This window comes from Burkholderia metallica (assembly GCF_902832845.1).
GTDB lineage: Bacteria > Pseudomonadota > Gammaproteobacteria > Burkholderiales > Burkholderiaceae > Burkholderia > Burkholderia metallica.
The window spans coordinates 400,331-419,972 of the sequence record NZ_CADFDB010000001.1 but is presented as its reverse complement, the minus strand read 5'-3'; the positions used below and the strand labels follow the sequence as shown (position 1 = coordinate 419,972).

The window sequence follows — 19,642 nt, the reverse complement described above, 5'->3', positions numbered from 1 at the left end:
TCGATGGTCCGGCGCGCAGGCGCGCGGCCGGGCGATGTGTGTTGTCGTGGCCCGATTTCGGCCGGGGCAACCCGGGTGGGTGCGCATGCCGGGATCGCCGGCCCGCCACCGCGCCCGCGCGACGGAATCGGCCGGCCGACGCGTCGCGCGTCGATACGCGGCCCGCCCGCGCTATTTTGCCGGGCTTTCGTGACTTATCGCAAAAATGTGGAGGATAGAGCGATTCGGCGCCGGACATCGTCAGCCTTTGCAAAATGGCCGACGGCCGTTACGCCGGGCCGGATGCCGCCTGCGTTCATCCTTTCGGCGGATACCGGCGCGCGCCGGCGCCCCCTAAAGTGACCGGCAACGACACCTCCCGGAGCCCGCCATGACCAACCCTCAACCCCGCACGATCGTGATCACCGGCGCCGGTACCGGCATCGGCGCCGCGTGCGCGCACCGTTTCGCCCGCCGCGGCGATCGCGTCGTGCTGATCGGGCGGCGCCCGGCGCCGCTCGCCGCGCTGGCCGCCGAAACGGGCGGCCTCGCGCTGGCCGGCGATGCCGCGAGCCCCGCCGACTGGGCCCGCTTCCTGCCGCAGATCGCCGAACGCTTCGGTCGCGTCGACGCGCTCGTCGCGTGCGCGGGCGGCCACGGGCTCGGCTGCGCAGGCGAAACCGACGACGCGCAGTGGCGCGACGCGATGCACGCGAACCTCGACACCGCGTTCGTCAGCGCACGCGCGTGCCTGCCCGACCTGATCGCGCAGCGCGGCAGCATCGTGCTGGTCGCGTCGATCGCCGCGCTCGCGGCAGGGCCCGGCGTGTGCGGCTACACCGTCGGCAAGCACGCGCTGCTCGGGCTCGCCCGCTCGCTCGCGCGCGACTACGGGCCGCACGGCGTGCGGGCGAACGCGGTATGCCCGGGCTGGGTCCGCACGCCGATGGCCGATGCCGAGATGGAACCGCTGATGTCGGCGCACGGCGACACGCTCGACGGCGCGTATGCGCGCGTCAGCGCCGACGTGCCGCTGCGGCGCGCGGCCGCCCCGGACGAGATCGCGGCGGTCTGTGCGTTCCTCGCGTCGCCGGACGCATCGTTCGTGACCGGCGCGACGCTCGTCGCCGACGGCGGCGCGACGGTCGTCGACGTACCGACGCTCGCGTTCGACACGCTCTGACTGGCGCGGGTACGCCGCCCGCGTAACGCACGCGTCGCGGGCCGCGTGTCGCGAATGTCCTCCGGATTGGCGCCCGCCGTTCACGCGCGGGCCGCCGCCCGCACGTTTCCCGCCCCTGAAAATCCGCTACCATCGACCGATCCCGCCGCGTTGCCCGGCACCGCCTCACCGTTCGGACTTCGATGAACATCCGGTTTCTTGAAACCTTCGTCTGGCTCGCGAAGCTGGAAAACTTCCGGCTCACCGCCGAAAAACTCCACACGACGCAGGCCGCCGTATCGAGCCGCATCGCGTCGCTGGAGGAAGCGTTCGACGTGCGGCTGTTCGACCGCAACACGCGCTCGGCCACGCTCACGCCCGCCGGGCGCCGCATGCTCGCGTATGCCGAGCGGATCGTGCGGCTCGACGGCGAAATGCGCCGCGACATCGATGCGGCGAGCGACGCGGGCCTGATCCGGATCGGCGTGATCGAATCGATCGTGCACAGCTGGTTTCCCGCGCTGATGGCGCAACTGCGCGAGCGCTATCCGCGCCTCGACGTCGAGATCACGAGCGACACGACGCTGCACCTGACCCGCCTGCTCAGCACCGACGGCATCGACCTGATCCTGCAGACCGACCCGGTGCCGGGCCCCGACTTCACGAACCTGCCGCTGTGCGAGTTCCCGGTGCGCTGGGCAGCCAGCCCGCGCCTCGGGCTCGGCGGCCAGCGGCTCGGCGTCGCGCGCCTGGCCGACTTCCCGATCGTCAGCTTCTCTCGCCACTCGGGGCCGCACGCGACGATCGAACGGCTGTTCGCGGCCGTCGAGCGGCCGGCCAGCATCAACTGCATCACGTCGGTCGCCGCGATGATCCGCCTCGTCGCCGACGGCTTCGGCGTGGCCGCGCTGCCGCCCGCGATCATCGGGCGCGAGCTGCACGAAGGCGCGCTCGAACTGCTCGACGTCGACCCCGAATTCCCGTCGCTGCCGCTCGTCGCGACGTATCGCAGCCAGGGCCTGCCGGTGGCCGCGCGTATCGCCGAACTCGCCAGCGAAGTCGCGCGCGCGATGCCGTCCGGCGCGAGCCAGGCGAAGCCGGCCGCATCGCGCGTGCCCGAAACGGCCGACACGGACGATGTACGTCCCGCCCGTGCGACGACACTGGCAAAAGCAAAGGCAAAGACAAAAACGAAGACGAAATCGAATCCGCAGGCAAAAGCAGCACGCGCGTCTCAAGCCGCGCCGCCCGCAGCAAAACGCCGCCCGCGCCGCTCATAAGAAAACCTGTTCACCGCGAATTTGTTTTCTTGTTGGACGGGCGCGGCCCGCATTCGGGACACTGCAGTTCCTGATACACAGCATCACGAGGAACCTGCCATGACCCGCCTTTCCCCTGCGCACGGCCAGCTCTGCGTCTGGACGGATATCGCCCCCGGGCACGAAGCCGATTTCAACGCGTGGTACGACCGCGAGCACATGCAGGAGCGCGTCGCGATTCCCGGCTTCACGCATGCGCGGCGGTTTCGCGCGACCGACGACGGCCCGCGCAAGTACCTCGCGCTGTACGTGACGGAGACGCTCGACGTGTTCCGCAGCGATGCGTACCGGCGCGCGTTCACGCACCAGACCGCGTGGTCGCTCGCGAACTTCGAGCGCATGACGGGCACGCAGCGACGCGTCGGCGACCTGACGATCGAGGCCGGCGACGGCGAAGGCGCGCATCTCGCACTGTTCGTGCTGCCGCCGGATCGTATCGACGTACCGCAACTGCGCGAGCGCTTCGACGCCGCGCTGCACGAACCGGGCATCCACGCGGCACGGCTCTTCCGCACCGCGCCCGAGCTGTCCGCGCCGATCGGCGCCGATGCGGCCGCCCGCCCGGCCGCCGACGCGCTCGTGCTGATCGAAGGCAGCGATGCGGCCGCGACGCGCCGCGTGGCCGCCGCGCTCGCCGGGCACGACGACGTGCGCACCTTCGCGCTGCTGTGGCGCGCCGCCGCACCGCTGCATGCGGCGCGCGGCGACGTCGCCGCCGCGCCGGCCGCCACCGCGCTGCCCGCCTGATCGCCCACGCCGGCCGCACCGCACGGGCGATGCACGCCCGCGCATCGGCCCGGCGCTTCACTTCGTCCTCCGTCACGACATGCCCGATACCATGAGCACTCTCGCCCAGCCCGCCGCCCACGCGCCCCGCCGCGTCCGCAACAGCCGACTCGCGACCGCGAGCATGATCGGCACGTCGCTCGAGTGGTACGACTTCACGATCTACAACACGCTCGCCGCGCTCGTCTTCAACCACCTGTTCTTTCCATCGGTCGATCCGCTGGCCGGCACGATCCTCGCGTTCTCGACCTATGCGGTCGGCTACGTATCGCGCCCGCTCGGCGGTTTCGTGTTCGGCAATCTCGGCGACCGCATCGGCCGCCGCGCGGTACTGATGCTCACGCTCGTGCTGATGGGCGTGACGACCGCGCTGATGGGCGTGCTGCCGACCTACGCGCAGGCCGGCATCCTGAGCCCGATTCTGCTCGTCGCGCTGCGCTTCGTGCAGGGCGTCGCGCTCGGCGGCGAATGGGCCGGCGCGGTGCTGCTGTCGGTCGAGCACGGCGACCAGAAGCGGCGCGGGCTGTCCGCGTCGTGGACGCAGATCGGCCCGTCGTTCGGCACGCTGCTCGGCACCGGCTGCATCGCGCTCGTGACGCTGTCGACCACGTCGGCCGACTTCCTGTCGTGGGGGTGGCGCGTGCCGTTCGCGGCCAGCGCGCTGCTCGTCGTGTTCGGTTTCTGGCTGCGTCGCGGCGTCGACGAAACGCCGCAGTTCGAGCAACTCGCCGAATCGCATGCAACCGCCGACGTGCCGGTTGCCGACGTGTTGAAGTACCACTGGAAGCGCCTGCTGATCGCGGGCGGTTCGCGGATCGGCTCGGACGTGCTGTATGCGCTGATCGTCGTGTTCACGCTGACCTACGTGACGACCGTGCTGCACCTGTCGCGCCCCGTCGCACTGACGGCCGTGATGATCGGCACGGCCTGCAACGCGCTCGCGGTGCCGTTCTTCGGCGCGCTGTCGGACCGCTTCGGCCGTCGGCCCGTATATCTCGCGGGGGCGCTTGCCGGCATCGTGTGGGCGTTCGCGTTCTTCGCGCTGCTCGATTCGGCCCGCCCCGCCGCGATCGTCGCGGCCGTCGCGATCGGCCTCGTGATCCACGCGGTGATGTACGGCCCGCAGGGCGCGTTCGTGACCGAACAGTTCCCGACCCGCGTGCGCTATGCGGGCTCGTCGCTCGCGTACACGCTCGCCGGCATCGTCGGCGGCGGCTTCGCACCGCTCGTGATCGCCGCGCTGTTCCGGCAGACGGGCACCACGACGGCCGTCTCGCTGTACGTCGCCGCCGCGCTCGTCGTCACGTCGATCGCGCTGCTCGTCGCACGCGAAACCGCGCACAAGCCGCTCGCGGATTGAGCGTCGTCCTCACCCGTTTCATTGATTCGCATTCCAGACGGATAACCGCATGCAAACCCTGTCGTTCAACGTGATTTCCCTCCAGCGCGCGCCGGCTCCGGTCGACGTCGACATCGAGCGCGTCGTGATCGCCGGCTGGGCCGGCCGCGATCCGGCCGCGATCCGCGCGCATATCGACGAACTCGCGGCGCTCGGCGTCGCGCCGCCGTCGAGTACTCCGTGCTTCTATCGCGTCTCGTCCGCGCTGCTCACGCAGGCACCGTCGATCGGCGTGCTCGGCGCGCGCTCGGGCGGCGAGATCGAATGCGTGCTGGTCGACAGCCCGGCCGGCACGCTGGTGACCGTCGGCTCCGATCATACGGATCGCGAAGTCGAAGCCTATGGCGTCGCGGTGTCGAAACAGGTATGCGCGAAACCGCTCGGCCAAGACGCGTGGCTTTACGCCGAGGTTGCGGATCACTGGGATGCGATCGAGATGCGTTCGTGGCTGATTGCGCGCGACGGCGGGCGGACCGCGTACCAGCACGGCGCGGTCAGCGGCCTGCTGGCGCCCGACGTGCTGTGGCAGCGCTTCGACGACCGCCGCACGATGCCCGCGCGCTGCGCGATGTATGGCGGCACGGTCGCCGTGCATGGCGCGATCGCCGCGATGGGCGACGGCGATGCGTTCGAAATGGAACTGCACGATCCGGTGCTCGGGCGCAGCCTTCGGCACCGCTATGCGGTGGAGGTGCTGCCGGTCGTCGCGTGACGGGCAGCCGGGAATCACCCGGCGCACGGGCGCGACGGCTTGTTGCGCGCGGCGCCTGCCCCCTGCCGGTCCTCCGGCATTCCGGCGGTCGTGGGCACCTTCCCGCAGCAGCGTCGACGAAGGGTACGCGAATCAGATCGGAACGCGCTTGCATTCGTGGCCGCCGTGGCTCACTTCAGACACCCGAGCCCCGCGAGCGTCGCCTCCACCGCCGTGTCGAGCGGCGTCACCGGTTCGCGGCCGAGCACCGCGGTCACCCGCGTGTTGTCGAGTCGGATCGGATCGCGCCACAGGTAACGCATTTCGAGCAATTCGCGCAGGGTCGTGACGAACGGCGCCGCGACCCACACGAACCACCACGGGAACTTGCGCACCGTCGGACGCAGCCCGTGCCGCTGCGCGACGCGTCGGATGGCCTCGGCCATCTGCGCGCCGTCCTCGTCCCAATGTCCGCCGAGATGAAAACGCGCGAATGGTTCCAGCGTGTCGCGCCGCTCGATCAGCTCGACCATCGCGCGCGCGGCGTCCGGCACATACGACCATTGATGCCCGACACCGCGCCGCCCCGGCACGCTGATCGCGGAAACCGGCTGCCCGGCCTTGACGAGCCCGGCCGCAAACCAGCTGTTGCCGGTGAGCTTCGGCCCGAAGAAATCGCCGGCGCGCACGATGATCGTGCGAATCCCCTGCCCGGCCGCATCCTGCAGCCGCCGCTCCAGCTCGACGCGAATCGCGCCCTTGCGTGACGAAGGATGCTGCGGCGCGTCTTCGTACAGCACCGGAAACGCGTCGGCGCCGTAGTTGTAGACGGTGCCCGGCAGCACGACGGTGGCCCGCGCCGCCTTCGCCGCTGCGATCGTGTTGTCGATCATCGGCAACACCTGCCCGGCCCAGTTCCGGTAGCCCGGCGGATTCACCGCGTGCACGATCACGCTGCAGCCGCGCGCGGCCCGGACGACCGCGTCGCGGTCCATCGCGTCGCCGCGTATCCATCTGATACCGTCGCGCTCGACGACTTCGGCATCGAGCCCGCGCTTGAGCGCCCGCACCTGCCAGCCCGCGTCGCGCAACTGCCGCGCGACTTCCCCGCCGATCCCGCCGCTCGCGCCGAGCACGAGGGCCTGTCGTGGCGTGCCGCCTGCGTTCGTCGTCATTGCCGCTCTCCTTGAATGAACCGTGATGACACGCATTCTGGTGCGATTCCGGCTATCAAGGAATTGCCGAACACAAGCGATCAGCTATACATTTATGCATGGCCATCGATCTGAACTGGGAACGCTATCGCACCTTCCTCGCCGTGCTGACGGAAGGCTCGCTGTCGGGCGCGGCGCGCGCGCTCGGCATCACGCAGCCGACGGCCGGCCGCCACGTCGCGGCGCTCGAGGCCGCGTTCGGCCAGACGCTGTTCACGCGCTCGCCGTCCGGCCTGCTGCCGACCGAGGCGGCGCTCGCGCTGCGCGGCCATGCGGAGGCGCTGCGCAGCGCGGCGGCCGCATTCGAGCGTGCGGCCGCGAGCCACGGCGCCGGCGTGCGCGGCATCGTGCGGATCTCGGCCAGCGACGTGATCGCCGTCGAGGTGCTGCCGCCGATCCTTGCACAATTGCGGCGCCACCATCCGGGGCTCGTCATCGAACTGGTGCCGACCGATCGCATCCAGGACGTGCTCAAGCGCGAGGCCGACATCGCGGTGCGGATGGCGCCGCCCGTGCAGGAGGCGCTCGTGGCGCGGCGCATCGGCGACATCGAGATCGGGCTGTATGCGCGCGACGACTACCTGGCGCACAACGGCGCGCCCGCGACGGTCGATGCACTCGCACATCACGCGCTGATCGGCTTCGATACGATCACGCCGTTCATCCGTTCGGCGGGGCGCGGCATGCCGCTGTGGAAGCGCGACGCATTCTCGCTGCGCACCGACAGCAACCTCGCGCAGCTCGCGATGATCCGCGCCGGCTACGGGATCGGCTTCTGCCAGAGCCGGCTCGCGACACGCGACGCGCGGCTCGTGCGCGTGCTGCCCGACACGCTCGCGATGCGGCTCGAAACCTGGGTCGTGATGCACGAGGATCTGCGCACGAGCCCGCGTTGCCGTGCGGTGTTCGACGCGCTGGCCGACGGGCTGCGTGCGTACGTGAACGGCGAAGCCGGCGAATAGACGGTGCGCGGCCGCGCACGTGACGCGTGCGAATCGCGCGGCCCGGTTCTACATCAGCAACTGGCGCGACAGCACCTCGCGCGCCTGCGCAACGGTGTCGCGTTCGCCCGGCATCGGCGGCGTCAGCGAAAACACCGCGTCGGGCAGCGGCGGCAGCCGGTATTTCGCGCCGAGCCGCATCAGGCCGTCGCCGATCGCCGACGCGCACAGGCAGCCCACCCCGAGCCCCGCCGCGAGCATCGACTGCAGCCCCGCGACGCCCGACGCGCTGTGCACGAGCCGGTACGGCGTGTGCTGCTCGTCGAGCGAGCGCACGGCGATCTGATGCATCATGCAGTCGTCCGGCAGCAGCACCAGCGGCAGCGGCTCGGGCAACTGCTCGGCGAGCGCGGGCGACGCGACCCACGACAGCGGCTCGCGACGCAGCACCCAGCGCGTATCGGCCGACGCGGGCCGGAACGGCCCGCTCGACAGGTTCATCACCACGCCGAGATCCACCTGCCCGCGCGCGTGCGCCGCCTCGATATCCGCGCTCTTCATCGCGCTCACGTGCAGGCTCAGTTGCGGGTAGCACTCCCGCAGCCGCGCGAGCAGGCCCGCGACTTCGTTCGTCCGGTAGTAATCGGTGATCGCGACGCGCAGTTCGCCCTTGATCGCCTGCCCGCGCACTTCGTCGAACGCGGCCTCGTTCAACGCGACGATGCGCCGGGCGTGCTGCAGCAGCCGCGCGCCGGCCGGCGTCGGCTCGACGCCGCGCTTGCTGCGCACGAACAGCGGCACGCCGGCGCGCGACTCGAGCTTGCGCACCTGCTCGCTGACGGTCGACTGCGACAGGTGCAGCAGCGGCGCGGCGGCCGTCAGGCTGCCGGCGTCCGCGACCGCCGCGAAAGTCCGCAACTGATCCAGGTCGAAACCGCGCATCGTCATTCTCCATCCATCGAGTTACCCGATGGATGCTACCACCAATTCCCGCTTTTCCGATTCGTCGACACGAACCAGAATGGGGGTCAATCGCCCGTCCACGGCCGAACCGGCGCGCCCGGCGTCGCGCTCGGCGTGAATGTGGCACTCATTCTTTCGGATCTGCTTCCATGACGAACGACACCCTTGCTCCCTGCGTGCCGGCCGGTACGGCCGCCGCAGCGACGCCGCGCAGCCACCACGGCTGGGCGCTGGTGGTCCTGCTGGTCGGCGCGATTCTGCCGCCACTCGACTACTTCATTGTGAATCTCGCGCTGCCGGCCATCCGCGACGGCATCGGCGCGCGCCCGGCCGAGCTGCAGCTGGTCGTGTCGGCGTACGCGTGCGCGAACGCGGTCGTGCAGATCACCGGCGGCCGGCTCGGCGACCTGTACGGGCGCAAGCGCATGTTCATGATCGGGATGGCCGGCTTCGTCGTCGCGTCGACGCTGTGCGGGCTCGCCGGCAGCGGCGCGGTGCTGGTCGGCGGCCGCGTGCTGCAGGGCCTGTTCGCCGCGATCCTCGCGCCGCAGGTGCTCGCGACGATCCGCAGCGTGTTCAGCCCGCAGGAGCAGGTGCGCGTGATGGGCTTCTACGGTTTCGTGTTCGGCCTCGCGGCCGTGATCGGCCAGCTCGGCGGCGGTGCGTTGATCAGCCTGCATCCGTTCGGGCTCGGCTGGCGCGCGATCTTCCTCGTCAACCTGCCGATCGGCCTCCTCGCGCTGATCGGCAGCTGGCGCTTCATCCCGGAAAGCCGGCCGCCGCGCGGCCAGCGCATCGACGTGCCCGGCATGGCGCTGCTGTCGCTGTTCCTGCTGATGCTCGTCTACCCGCTCACGCAGGGCCGCGACGCCGGCTGGCCGCTGTGGATGGTTGCGTGCCTCGTCGGCGCGCTGCCGATGCTCGGCGCGCTGCTGGCGGTCGAGGCGCGCCGTCTCGCGCGCGGCCACGATCCGCTGCTCGACGTGCGGCTGTTTCGCCATCCCGTCGTCGCGCTCGGGCTCGTACTCGCGTTCCTGTTCTACACGCTGAGCGCGTTCTTCCTGAGCTACGGGATCTATCTGCAGGGCTGCCTGAACTGGTCGCCGCTCGCGTCGGGGCTCGCGATCCTGCCGCTCGGGCTCGGCTTCCTGTCGAGCCCGCTGCTGATGCCGCGGCTCGTCGGCCGGTTCGGCGGCTATCGCGTGCTCACGCTCGGCTTCGCGATGCTCGCGGCCGGCGTCGCGACGGCCGCCGCGCTGGCGGGCGCGGCCGCACCGGGCCCCGGCTTCTATGCGGGGATCGCGGCGATCGGGATCGGCCAGGGCCTCGTGCTGCCGTCGGTCGTGCGGATCGTGCTCGCGGAAGTCGACACGGCGCGCGCGGGTGTCGCATCCGGCATGGTCACCGCGATGCTGCAGATCGGCGCGGCCGTCGGCGCGGCGACGCTCGGCGGCCTGTTCTTCGCGCGGCTCGGCGCGCATCCGGCCGCGCTCGATTACGTGCAGGGCTTCCGGACGTCGATGTTCGCGCTGACAGCCGTCCTGCTCGCGTGCGTGGCGCTATCGGCGATGCTCGGGCCGCTGCATCGGCGGCTGCACGCGGGCGCGTGAGCGAAACGGGAATCGCGGCGCAGGCGGGGGCCGACGAAGCGAAAACGACGCAGCCGCCGGTGCGGCGGCTCGCCGCCATCCGGCTCACGCGGGATGCCGGCGTTGCGCGTGGCGCGCTTCCCATTCGGCCAGCTCGACGCGATAGCGCGCGAGTGCTTCGTCGTAGAGATCGAAGACGCAGGGCGAACAGCCGCTGTTGCAGCAGTCTTCCAGTTCGGGTTGGATCGGCGGGGTCGGACGGGGATCGTCGACGGACGATTCCGGAGCGGCAGTATCGGGCACGGCGAAAATCGGATGAAGAGACGTGCTCAGTATAAGCGGATGCCGTGCGGCCTGCGTGACGCGCGGGTCGTTCCACGCTGCGCCATCTCCCCCGAATCGTCACCCCGGCGTCGCGCATCCGGATCTCGCGGGTCCATATATCGATTTCGGCGCTCGCCTCGGCAAGCGCGACACGGCTCGCGCCCGGACGGTCGACGAACGCGTGCCGCGAATCGCGGAACACGACGCCGCGCCGCTCGGGCGCCGTCGTTCGCTGCGCGGCGTCGCCACGCAACCTGCGCGTGCCATACAGTGCGTCGCCGATGGGGAGCCGCTCCGGCATACTGATCGTCCTCATCGCCCGCCAGGAGCCGCACGATGGCCGAAGCAGTCAATCCGCCGGAAGTCTGGGCGCCGTTCGGCGCGTTCTCGATGGCCGTGATCCAGGGCGACGGCCGGATCGTGCATCTGAAGGGGCAAGTGGCGCTCGACCGCGACGGCCGCGTGGTCGGCGTCGGCGACATGCGCGCGCAGGTGCGGCAGACGCTCGACAACATCCGCGCCGTGCTCGCGTCGATGGGCGGGCAGATGCAGGACGTGATCTCGCTCGTGCACTACGCGACCGACATCGACGCCTTCATGCAGGCCGGCGACATCCGCGGCACGTACTTCGCCGAGCCGTATCCCGTGACGACGACCGTCCAGGTCGCGCGTCTCTACCATCCCGATCTGCTGATCGAGATCGCCGCCGTCGCGGAAATTCCGATGACGCGGTTTCGCGGGCCCGCATCGCGTGCGTGAACCGGCGGCGCTGCACAGCACCGTGTGACGCGCCGGCCGTGACTTTCCCGGCCGGCGCACCTGCACGCCGACCGCGCGCTTACTTCGCCTGCGCGCCCGGCTTCGCGGCGCCCGCGCCCGCCTTGTCGGCCAGCGGCTGCCACGCGGCGCCGAGCGAATACCAGTCGACGCGGCGTGTGAGCGTCATGATGCCGGCGAGGATCGCGAACAGCAGCAGCGAACCGAGCATCAGCGCGTTGTCTTCCGACAGCAGCAGCCCGTAGAGCGCCGCGTACAGCACCGCGAGCAGCGCGGCGAACACCGCCCCGCGCTTCACGCTGTGCAGCACGAACGACAGGTAGAAGCCGAGCAGCCCGATGCAGGCGCCGCTTGCCGCGAGATACGCGCTGGCGAACGCGATGTGTTCGGACAGGCTCAGCAGCAGCAGGAAGAACAGCGCGAGCGACAGGCCGACCAGCGTGTACTGGATCGGGTGAATGCGCAGCCGTTTCACGAGCTCGTACATGAAGAAGCTCGCGAACGTGAGCATCACGAACAGCGCACCGTACTTCGTCGCGCGTTCGGTCTGCAGATAGACGTTCACGGGTTCGATCATCGACACCGACGCCATTTCGATCGCACCTTCGCCGTTGCCGGATGCGATCTGCTCGCGTGCCTTCGTGTTGAACGACGTCACGCGCCAGTTGCCGGTGAAGCCGTGCGCATCGACCGTGCGGCTGGTCGGCAGGAACGCGCCGTCGAAACTCGGATGCGGCCACGTCGACTTCAGCGAGAAATCGTTCTGGTCGCCCACCGGCGCGAACGCGACGGACTCCGCGCCGCGCAGCGGCAGGTCGATGCTGAACGGCACGGCCTCGCCCGCGTTCGCCGCTGCCAGCGCCGCGAGATCGACGTTCGCATGCACGCCCTGGCGCAAGCTCTCCAGCCGCGCACCCTGCTCGACGTCGAGCCGCGTGCCGCCGATGCGCAGGTCGGGCCGCGCGGTCAGCCCGCGAATGTCGCCGATGCCGAGCGCGACGTACGCGTCGTCGATCTTGAAGCTCACGTGGCCGTCGGCCTCCGGCAGCTTCTTCAGGTCCGGCAACGGCAGCGTACCGGTCAGCCGGCTCGCCAGCTCGTAGACCAGCGCCTTGTGGATGCCGCGATAGCGGATGCCGGTCGTCAGCGTGCCGTTGACGTTCAGCGTCTTCGGAAACACGAGCAGGCGCTTCGTCTCGCTTTTCAGGCTCGTCTTCGGCGCGCCGCGGGCCGGCGCGTCGTCACGCACGCGCGTGACTTCGGTGTAGCGCACGACGAGCACGGGCCCCGACACCGTTTGCGGCCCCGCATAGCTCGACCAGATGCTCTGCAGCGCATCGTGGCGATACGCGGCGCGCTCCTGCACGATGCCTTGCACCATCTGCAGCGGGATCAGGATCAGCAGCGCGAGAAACGCGGTGATCGCGAATTTGAACAACAGGACTCGATTCATGGCCGACAGGTACCGGAGTAAAGGGTACGGTCAGCATGATCCGGCCCGGTGAAGGGCGATTGAAGCCTGCGTGAAGCGAATGTGTGGCGAACGTGCGGCGAACGTGAAGCGCGATCAGCCTGCCGACGGCAGCGTGAGCGTCGCGCACGCGCCGCCTTCGTCGCGGTTCGCGAGCGCGACCTGGCCGCGGTGCAGCATCGCGACTTCGCGAACGAAACACAGCCCGAGGCCCGTGCTGCGATCCTGCCCGTCGGGGCGCGGCAGCGAATAGAAGCGCTCGAACACGCGGGCCAGCGCGTAATCGGGCACGCCGGGGCCGTCGTCGACGACGCGCACGACCGCGACGTGCGCCCTGCCCGCCGGCTGCCGTTCGAGCGCTATGCGGATCGTGCTGCCCTGCGGCGCGAAATCCAGCGCGTTGTCGAGCAGGTTGCCGAGCGCCTGGCGCAGCAGGAACGGATCGCCTTCGACGATCGCCGCACCGGCCCCATTGGCCCCATTGGCCGCATCGGCCGCGTCGCTCGCGTCGATCGCCAGGTTCACGCCGCGCTGCCGCGCGCGCGGCTCGATGTCGTCGACGAGCTGTTCGAGCATCGGGCGCAGCGCGACCGGTTCGCGCACCGACAGGCGCTGCTTCTGCTCGACTTCGGCGAGCGCGAGCAGCTTGCGGATCATCTGTTCGAGGCGGCCGGCCTGGCGGCGGATGTTCTCGGTGAAGCGCCGGCGGTTCGCGACCGGCATCTCTTCGTGCAGCAGTTCGGCCGCGCCGCTGATCGCCGCCAGCGGGCTCTTCATCTCGTGCGTGAGCGTATGGATGTAGTTCTCGACGTACTGCCGGTCTTCCAGCCGCCGATGCATGCTCTCCACCGCGCGCCCGAGCTCGGCGAGTTCGCTCGCGCCCTGCAGCGGCATGTCGGCCCGCTCGCCCGCCGCGATCGCGCGCGCATAGCGCTGCAGGCGCCGCAGCCCGACCACCAGCCACCACGTGCACGCCACGCCGATCAGGATCGCGCCGCCCATCAGCAGCGCGCCGTACAGCATGATCTTGCGCTGGCTGCGCGCGATGAACGGCGCGACCGTCTGGTTCGGCTTCGCGATCGTCAGCACGCCGATGATCTCGTTGCCGTGCCGAATCGGCGCCGCCACGTGCATCACGGTGCTGCTGTCGTCGTTCGGATCGCTGCGCGTGCTGCGCGCGCCGTATTCGCCGCGCAGCGTGCGGTACACGTCGTTCCAGCGCGAATAGTCCTGCCCGACGGCCTTGCCGGACGAGTCGTAGCGCACGATGCCGTGCGCATCGGTGATGTAGAGACGGTAGCCGATCGCGTTCTTCTGCACGCCCCACACGTTCGCGCTGACCGCGCGCTCGTGCAGGTTCGACAGTTGCCGCGCGAACGCGCCGTCGGCGATATGGCCGTTCGCCATGTCGTCGGCGGCGAGCGTCGCGAGCACTTGCGCGGTATCGACGAGCGTGTCCTCCATCGCCTCGCGCACACCGGGCTTCACCTCCTGCACGAACACGCGCAGCGTGATCAGCGCGGCCAGGCCGACGATCAGGAAAAAACCGAAGAAGATGCGCAGGCCGATATGCATGGGCGGTGCCGGTCGTTACGGTTGCAGCGAATAACCCATCCCGCGATGCGTGCGGATCGGGTCGCGCTCGGGGTCGATCGCGCGCAGCTTCGCGCGCAGCGTCTTCACGTGGGTATCGACCGTGCGGTCGGCCGAATCGAGTGCCTCGTGCCACACGAGGTCCATCAGCTGCTCGCGCGAATAGATGCGCCCCGGATGCCGGACCAGCAGCGCGAGCAGCCCGAATTCGTAGCGCGTGAGGTCCAGCGCGTGGCCGAGCCACGACACGCGCGCACCGTCGAGGTCGAGCGTGAAACCCGGTGCGGGCGTTTCGGCGGGCGCCGGGGCCGGCGCGGGTGTCGTTTCGGGTGCGGCCGTGCGGTTGAAGCGCCGCAGGATCACGCGCACCCGCGCCGCCAGTTCGCGCGGCGAAAACGGCTTGACCACGTAATCGTCGGCGCCGATTTCGAGCCCGACGATCCGGTCGATTTCATCGTGGCGCGCGGTGAGAAAGATCACCGGCACGTCGGAGAACGTGCGCAGCCGCCGGCATACCTCGAAACCGCTGAGGTCGGGCAGGCCGACGTCGAGCACCACGAGATCGAAGCGCGTGTCGCGCAGGCGATCGAGCGCCGCGAGGCCGAGCGTGCAGTGGACAGTCTGCATGCCTTCGGTGCCGAGGGCGTAGACGATCGTGTCCGCGATCGCCGCTTCATCTTCGACGATCAGGATGTTGGGCTGATTCATGGGCTCAGGCTGGGCTCGCGCGTTTCCGGTGCGACATTGTACGCACGGCCGGCCGCCGTGCGCGCCCCTGCCCGCCGCGCTACGCGACGCGGCCCGTCACCGGAATCGACGCGCCGGTGATCGCCTGCGCGTCGGCCGACAGCAGGAAGCCGATCGTCGCCGCGATCTGCTCCGGCCGCACCCAGCGCGTGAAATCCGCGTCCGGCATGTCCGCGCGGTTCGGCGGCGTATCGATGATGCTCGGCAGGATCGCGTTCACCGTCACGCCGCGGTCGAGCAGTTCGGCCGCCAGCGCCTCGGTGAGCCGCGCGACGCCGGCCTTCGCGGCCGCATAGGCGCCCATCCCGGTGCCGGCCTTGAACGCCGCGCCGGCGCCGATGTTGACGATGCGCGCGGCCGGACTCGCCAGCAGGTGCGGCAGCGCCGCTTTCGATGTGTTCAGCGCGGTCTTCACGTTCAGGTCGTACATGCGGTCCCACGTGGCGGCATCGCCGTCGGCGATCGTCTGCCACACGAACGCGCCCGCGATGTTCAGCAGCGCGTCGACCCGGCCGAATTCGCGCTGCACGGTATCGAGCGCCTGCACGGCGGCCTGCGGATCGACGAGATCGATGCCGCCGATGCGCAGCGCGTCGGCCGGCACACCGGGCAGCGCCTGCGCGGCCGGGGCCGCGCCGCGGCCGATCAGCGCGACGCGTGCGCCGCGCGCGCCGAGCCACGCGGCCGTCGCGACGCCCAGATGGCCGAAGCCGCCGGTGATCGCGACTGCCTTGCCTTTGAGTTCGTGTTCCATCGATGTTTTCTCCTGGATCGAGGGTTGCTGGATGCGTTTTGCATGACAGAGGCCGGCCGCGGGATGCATGCGCGGCCGGCAATTCGCCACAGCGTAGCGCCGTTCACGCATCCGTGCGCACGGCGACGGGCCTGCGGCGGCGTAGTTCCTCCGTCGTTCCTCCGTCGTTTCGCCCGGGTTGTCCGGGTTGTCCAAGCGCCAGCCCGGCGGCGGCATGAAGCGGATCGCGGCCCCCACGTCGCGGGCCGTTGCGACGTCGCGGGCGACGCTCGCCGAGTGCTCGAGCTCGACGACGAACGGATTGCGCGAGCGGGTCGACGTGACGAGGCCGAAACGGCACGGCTCGTCAGCACGCTCGGCGACACAGGTGCTGAAGGGCCGCTCGAACACGCTCGACACGCCGCCTTCGTTCGCATCGAGACAGTCGAGGTTCGACGCATGATGCACGCGGTGCGCGGACGGCGTGTTGAACATGTATGCGAGCCAGCCGGGCTTCGGCATCCACGTGTCGCGCAGCCGGAACGGGTACATCAGGTTGAACGCGTCGCCGCCCGCGCGGCCCGGCGGGCACGCCGACGGCCGGCCGGGCATAATGCATGAAGCCGGTCAGACGCGACCGGGCCGGGGCACCCGACGGCCCGCGTCATCTCCATCCAGAATCCCGAACCTCAATCCATCGATTCCATGCAAGTTCTCGTCGTAGGAACCGGCAAGCTGGCCAGCGAGCTGCTCGACGCACACCGGCTCGACCCGGCAACGTATCACGTGATGCCATGGTCGGACAGCGCGCAAAGCGACGCCCGACGCAGCCCGGCACGAACGATCGTCGTGCATGCCGGCTCCGGCCGCGAACTCCGTGCCGCGATCGCGTTCTGCGAGGCCACCGCATCGCCGCTCGTCGAGCTGTCGACCGGCTCCGAGCTCGAAACCGGTGCGCACGCGTTCCCGGTCGTGCTGTGCCCGAACACGAACATCCTGATGCTCAAGTTCATGAGCATGCTGGAGACCAGCGGCCATCTGTTTCACGGCTGCCGGATCAGCCTGACCGAGTCGCACCAGGCCGGCAAGACATCCGTCCCCGGCACGGCCGTCGGGATCGGCCAGTCGCTCGGCGTGCGGCCGGACGACATCCGCTCCGTGCGCGACCCGGACGTGCAGCGCGGCGAATTCGGGCTCGCCGACGATCAGCTTGGTCGTCACGCGATTCACCGGATACGTATCGAAGACGGCGCATGCAGCCTGCAGTTCGAATCGCGCGTGGTGGGTGCGGCACCGTATGCGGACGGCGTGTCGCGCATCGTCGATGCCGTCCGGCAACACGATCTCGAACCCCGCCGCTATTCGATCGTCGAGTTCATCCGCAACGGCTGGCTGTAATCGCCGCGGCGATACGCAGGGCGGCCGGCCCGCGCGTGTCGCATCACGCACGTCATTGGCGCTGCGCGAAAAATCGACGTCGTGACATTCCATGAATGTCGTCGGCCGCTTCGTCGGCGGCATCCGGGCCGCGCATTCCACCGCCCGAATACCACGACGTGCACCGCCGTTGCATATTGGCTGGTAAGTTATCGGCCGAGGTCCGTTCGCAGAGCTCAGGCGCGATTCGCGGCCGACGTCGGCGGCCGGCCCGTACCTCGACATCCCCTTGAAAGGAGCGCAACCGATGACCCGCCCCGATTTCATCAAGCACTGGACCGAGCTCGAAGAACCGGAAGCGCATTGCTATCGCGGCGATACCGAGCCGATGGCGCTCGACGCACCGCTTTCCGAGAAACTCGGCATCACGCGGATCGGCATTCATCACGTGAGGCTGCTGCCGGGCCGGCGGACGTCCTATCCGCATGCCGAAAGCACCGAGCAGGAGTTCGTGTACGTGCTCGAGGGCAAGCCCGACGTCTGGATCGACGGCGTGCTTTACCCCGTTGCCGAAGGCGAATCCGTCGCGTTCCCGGCGGGGACCGGAATCTGCCACACCTTCATCAACAACACGAAGGACGAAGTCCGGCTGATGGTGATCGGCGAACGTCCGCGCGACGACAACCGCATCCGCTACCCGATGAACGAGGCCTACGAGCTGACCCGCGCGGACCGCTGGGTGGATTGGCCCGACCGGCCGCTCGGCGGCCATGACGGGAGGCCGGACTGACGCCTGCGCGAATGCCCCGGACGGCCCGCACCGAGCCCGCCGCGCGCGCTCGCAGCGGGCCGCCGACACCGCGCTGTTCCGGCGGTCGTTGCCCAGCCCGCCGTCACGTACCGTCCAGCACCGCCCCGCTCTCGGGCAGCGTCGCGCCGCCGTCGACGACGATCGTCTGCCCCGTGATGTACGCGGCGTCGGCCGATGCAAGAAACAGCATCGCGTTCGCAATATCGTCCGGCTCGCCCAGCCTCGCAAGCGGAATGTCGCGCGCGATCTGCGCGGCGAGCGACGCGTCGCCGAGATTGCCGGCCGCCGGCGTGCGGATCATCCCCGGCTCGACACCGTTCACCGTCACGTTGCGGCGCGCGAGTTCCAGTGCCGCCGCGCGAATGAAGCCGTTCACGCCGGCCTTCGACGCCGCGTAATGCGCGAGCCCCGGGTACGCGACGCGCGGCCCCGTCACCGACGACGTGACGAGCAGCCGCCCCGCTCCCGCGCGCTCGAATGCCGGCAACGCGGCCTGCGCGAGCCAGAACAACGCCGACAGGTTGACCGACAGCGTCCGGTCGAGCGTCGGCTGGTCGATCTGCATGAACGGCGTCAGCGGAAAATACGCGGCATTGTGGACGACGACATCGAGCCGGCCGCCGTCGCGCTCGACCGCCGCGACCAGCGCGCGCAGTTCGTCGCGGCTGGCGGCGTCCACCTGATAGGCGCGCGCGTCTCCGCCCGTGCTCGCGAGCGCGTCGGCCTGCGCGGCGGCGGCCTCGCCGTTCAGGTCGGCCAGCGCGACGAACGCGCCGGATTCCGCGAAGCGGCGCGCGATCGCCGCGCCGATCCCCTGCGCGGCGCCCGTGACGAGGACGACGCGCCCGCTGAAATCCGCACGCAGGCGGCCGCTGCCCGGCACGGCGGTCATCGCGGCGCCTCGCCGCCGAGCGGATGCACGGTGTCGTTCAGCACGAGCGCATGGGCGCCGACCGGGAAGTTCGACAGCGTGCCGAAATCGCCGCCCTGGTAGCCGAAGATCTTGCCGTCGGTCTTGCGCTGCGCGAGGTCGATCAACACGACGCCGAGCGTCGGCACCACTTTTTCGCGCCACACGAACAGGTACAGTTCGTCTGCAATCCTGAAGTAATGACAGCGGTCGACATCGGCCAGCCCGGCTTCGACACCCTGCAGGCACTGCCACGCGTAGAAGTTCTCGTTCAGGTAGATGTGCTCGTAGCATTCGGTCGGGCTGTAGCGGTACATCGTCCGCTTGCCGATCAGCTCGCGCGTGGGCCCGTGCAGCGGCCCCGGCTGCGTGTGGCCGCCGAGCGTGCCGTGCCGGAAACCGGCCTCGACGCCCGTCAGCGCCAGCCCGCGCGCAACCCGCGTGAACGCGTCGATGTGCGTATCGGCTTCGGTCGGCAGCGTGCCGACCACCGACGTCCACACGCCGGCATCGAGATCGATCACGAGACTGACCGACGTCGCGCGCACCGTCGAATCGATGTAGTCGACGAAGTACAGGCCGCCGCGCAGCCGCGTCACGCGGCACGGCTCGCGGCCGCCCGTGTCGGTCGCCGCGTCGCGCCACTGCAGCGCGCCGCGCTCGAACGTATAGATGCGCCACACACCCGATGCATCGCCGAGCGCGAGCGTGCGCCCGGCGAGCGCATCGACGGGTGCGAGGGTGTTCGCTTCCGGCGCGAAGCCGTCCGCGAGCGCGCCAACCTGAATGAATACCGGATCCTGTCGTTCCACCTGCCGTCTCCCGCGCAGCTTCATGCCCGGCGGGCCGTGTACGC

At 70.0% G+C, this 19,642-nt stretch carries 19 protein-coding genes; 10 read left to right on the top strand and 9 right to left on the bottom strand.

Annotation, left to right across the window (positions count from 1 at the left end; translation table 11 throughout):
* Nucleotides 1–370: 370 nt before the first annotated feature.
* From HWX08_RS01880 to HWX08_RS01860, 5 genes are all read left to right on the top strand, one after another.
* On the top strand, nucleotides 371–1,162 hold the full coding sequence (locus tag HWX08_RS01880) for an SDR family NAD(P)-dependent oxidoreductase (RefSeq protein WP_174920629.1): 792 nt from the start codon (nucleotides 371–373) through the stop codon (nucleotides 1,160–1,162).
* A 182-nt stretch (nucleotides 1,163–1,344) separates the two neighbouring features.
* Nucleotides 1,345–2,421 carry a LysR family transcriptional regulator gene (locus tag HWX08_RS01875; RefSeq protein WP_069260355.1) on the top strand — a complete coding sequence of 359 codons (1,077 nt, stop codon included), beginning with the start codon at nucleotides 1,345–1,347 and terminating at the stop codon, nucleotides 2,419–2,421.
* 99 nt (nucleotides 2,422–2,520) lie between these two features.
* Nucleotides 2,521–3,207 carry a DUF4286 family protein gene (locus tag HWX08_RS01870; protein ID WP_175806972.1) on the top strand — a complete coding sequence of 229 codons (687 nt, stop codon included), beginning with the start codon at nucleotides 2,521–2,523 and terminating at the stop codon, nucleotides 3,205–3,207.
* Nucleotides 3,152–4,606 (top strand): MFS transporter, encoded by a 1,455-nt coding sequence (locus tag HWX08_RS01865; RefSeq protein ID WP_425128428.1) that lies wholly within the window; start codon nucleotides 3,152–3,154, stop codon nucleotides 4,604–4,606. Before HWX08_RS01870 ends, HWX08_RS01865 begins: the two co-directional genes overlap by 56 nt.
* Nucleotides 4,607–4,655: 49 nt before the next feature.
* The gene (locus tag HWX08_RS01860) at nucleotides 4,656–5,357 is read left to right on the top strand and encodes a DUF2848 domain-containing protein (RefSeq protein ID WP_174922797.1); all 702 of its coding nucleotides are present in this window, start codon (nucleotides 4,656–4,658) and stop codon (nucleotides 5,355–5,357) included.
* A gap of 170 nt (nucleotides 5,358–5,527) precedes the next feature.
* Here HWX08_RS01860 and HWX08_RS01855 read toward each other — a convergent pair whose 3' ends face one another.
* Complete coding sequence (locus HWX08_RS01855; RefSeq protein ID WP_174922796.1) at nucleotides 5,528–6,511, bottom strand: NAD-dependent epimerase/dehydratase family protein; 984 nt, start codon at nucleotides 6,509–6,511, stop codon at nucleotides 5,528–5,530.
* A 98-nt stretch (nucleotides 6,512–6,609) separates the two neighbouring features.
* Here HWX08_RS01855 and HWX08_RS01850 point away from each other — a divergent pair, with 98 nt between their 5' ends.
* Nucleotides 6,610–7,512 (top strand): LysR family transcriptional regulator, encoded by a 903-nt coding sequence (locus HWX08_RS01850; RefSeq protein ID WP_174922795.1) that lies wholly within the window; start codon nucleotides 6,610–6,612, stop codon nucleotides 7,510–7,512.
* A 48-nt stretch (nucleotides 7,513–7,560) separates the two neighbouring features.
* On the opposite strand, the gene HWX08_RS01845 is transcribed toward HWX08_RS01850, so the two are convergent.
* Nucleotides 7,561–8,433 carry a LysR family transcriptional regulator gene (locus HWX08_RS01845; protein WP_174922794.1) on the bottom strand — a complete coding sequence of 291 codons (873 nt, stop codon included), beginning with the start codon at nucleotides 8,431–8,433 and terminating at the stop codon, nucleotides 7,561–7,563.
* A gap of 170 nt (nucleotides 8,434–8,603) precedes the next feature.
* On the opposite strand from HWX08_RS01845, the gene HWX08_RS01840 reads away from it, so the two are divergent.
* Entirely contained in the window at nucleotides 8,604–10,064 is a 1,461-nt protein-coding gene (locus tag HWX08_RS01840; protein WP_174922793.1) for an MFS transporter, read from the top strand.
* Nucleotides 10,065–10,148: 84 nt separating this feature from the next.
* Here the strand turns inward: HWX08_RS01840 and HWX08_RS01835 are convergent, their stop codons facing one another.
* Nucleotides 10,149–10,346 (bottom strand): oxidoreductase-like domain-containing protein, encoded by a 198-nt coding sequence (locus HWX08_RS01835; protein WP_069261189.1) that lies wholly within the window; start codon nucleotides 10,344–10,346, stop codon nucleotides 10,149–10,151.
* Between the two features lie 357 nt (nucleotides 10,347–10,703).
* Between HWX08_RS01835 and HWX08_RS01830 the strand changes: the two genes are divergently transcribed.
* On the top strand, nucleotides 10,704–11,126 hold the full coding sequence (locus HWX08_RS01830) for a RidA family protein (protein WP_174922792.1): 423 nt from the start codon (nucleotides 10,704–10,706) through the stop codon (nucleotides 11,124–11,126).
* Nucleotides 11,127–11,205: 79 nt separating this feature from the next.
* Here HWX08_RS01830 and creD read toward each other — a convergent pair whose 3' ends face one another.
* From creD to HWX08_RS01810, 4 genes are all read right to left on the bottom strand, one after another.
* Nucleotides 11,206–12,597 carry a cell envelope integrity protein CreD gene (creD, locus tag HWX08_RS01825; RefSeq protein ID WP_174922791.1) on the bottom strand — a complete coding sequence of 464 codons (1,392 nt, stop codon included), beginning with the start codon at nucleotides 12,595–12,597 and terminating at the stop codon, nucleotides 11,206–11,208.
* 114 nt (nucleotides 12,598–12,711) lie between these two features.
* Entirely contained in the window at nucleotides 12,712–14,190 is a 1,479-nt protein-coding gene (gene creC / locus HWX08_RS01820; RefSeq protein WP_174922790.1) for a two-component system sensor histidine kinase CreC, read from the bottom strand.
* A 15-nt stretch (nucleotides 14,191–14,205) separates the two neighbouring features.
* Nucleotides 14,206–14,916 (bottom strand): two-component system response regulator CreB, encoded by a 711-nt coding sequence (gene creB, locus HWX08_RS01815; RefSeq protein ID WP_069260364.1) that lies wholly within the window; start codon nucleotides 14,914–14,916, stop codon nucleotides 14,206–14,208.
* A gap of 79 nt (nucleotides 14,917–14,995) precedes the next feature.
* Entirely contained in the window at nucleotides 14,996–15,709 is a 714-nt protein-coding gene (locus tag HWX08_RS01810; protein ID WP_174922789.1) for an SDR family NAD(P)-dependent oxidoreductase, read from the bottom strand.
* A gap of 684 nt (nucleotides 15,710–16,393) precedes the next feature.
* Here HWX08_RS01810 and HWX08_RS01800 point away from each other — a divergent pair.
* Nucleotides 16,394–17,086: a dihydrodipicolinate reductase gene (locus HWX08_RS01800; protein WP_174922788.1), complete on the top strand. Its 693-nt coding sequence runs from the start codon at nucleotides 16,394–16,396 to the stop codon at nucleotides 17,084–17,086.
* Nucleotides 17,087–17,372: 286 nt separating this feature from the next.
* Nucleotides 17,373–17,855, top strand: coding sequence for a cupin domain-containing protein (locus tag HWX08_RS01795; protein ID WP_069260368.1), 483 nt, complete (start codon nucleotides 17,373–17,375; stop codon nucleotides 17,853–17,855).
* Nucleotides 17,856–17,958: 103 nt separating this feature from the next.
* On the opposite strand, the gene HWX08_RS01790 is transcribed toward HWX08_RS01795, so the two are convergent.
* Nucleotides 17,959–18,768 carry an SDR family oxidoreductase gene (locus HWX08_RS01790; RefSeq protein ID WP_069260369.1) on the bottom strand — a complete coding sequence of 270 codons (810 nt, stop codon included), beginning with the start codon at nucleotides 18,766–18,768 and terminating at the stop codon, nucleotides 17,959–17,961.
* Complete coding sequence (locus tag HWX08_RS01785) at nucleotides 18,765–19,598, bottom strand: molybdenum cofactor biosynthesis F family protein (RefSeq protein ID WP_174922787.1); 834 nt, start codon at nucleotides 19,596–19,598, stop codon at nucleotides 18,765–18,767. Before HWX08_RS01785 ends, HWX08_RS01790 begins: the two co-directional genes overlap by 4 nt.
* Nucleotides 19,599–19,642 lie beyond the last annotated feature (44 nt).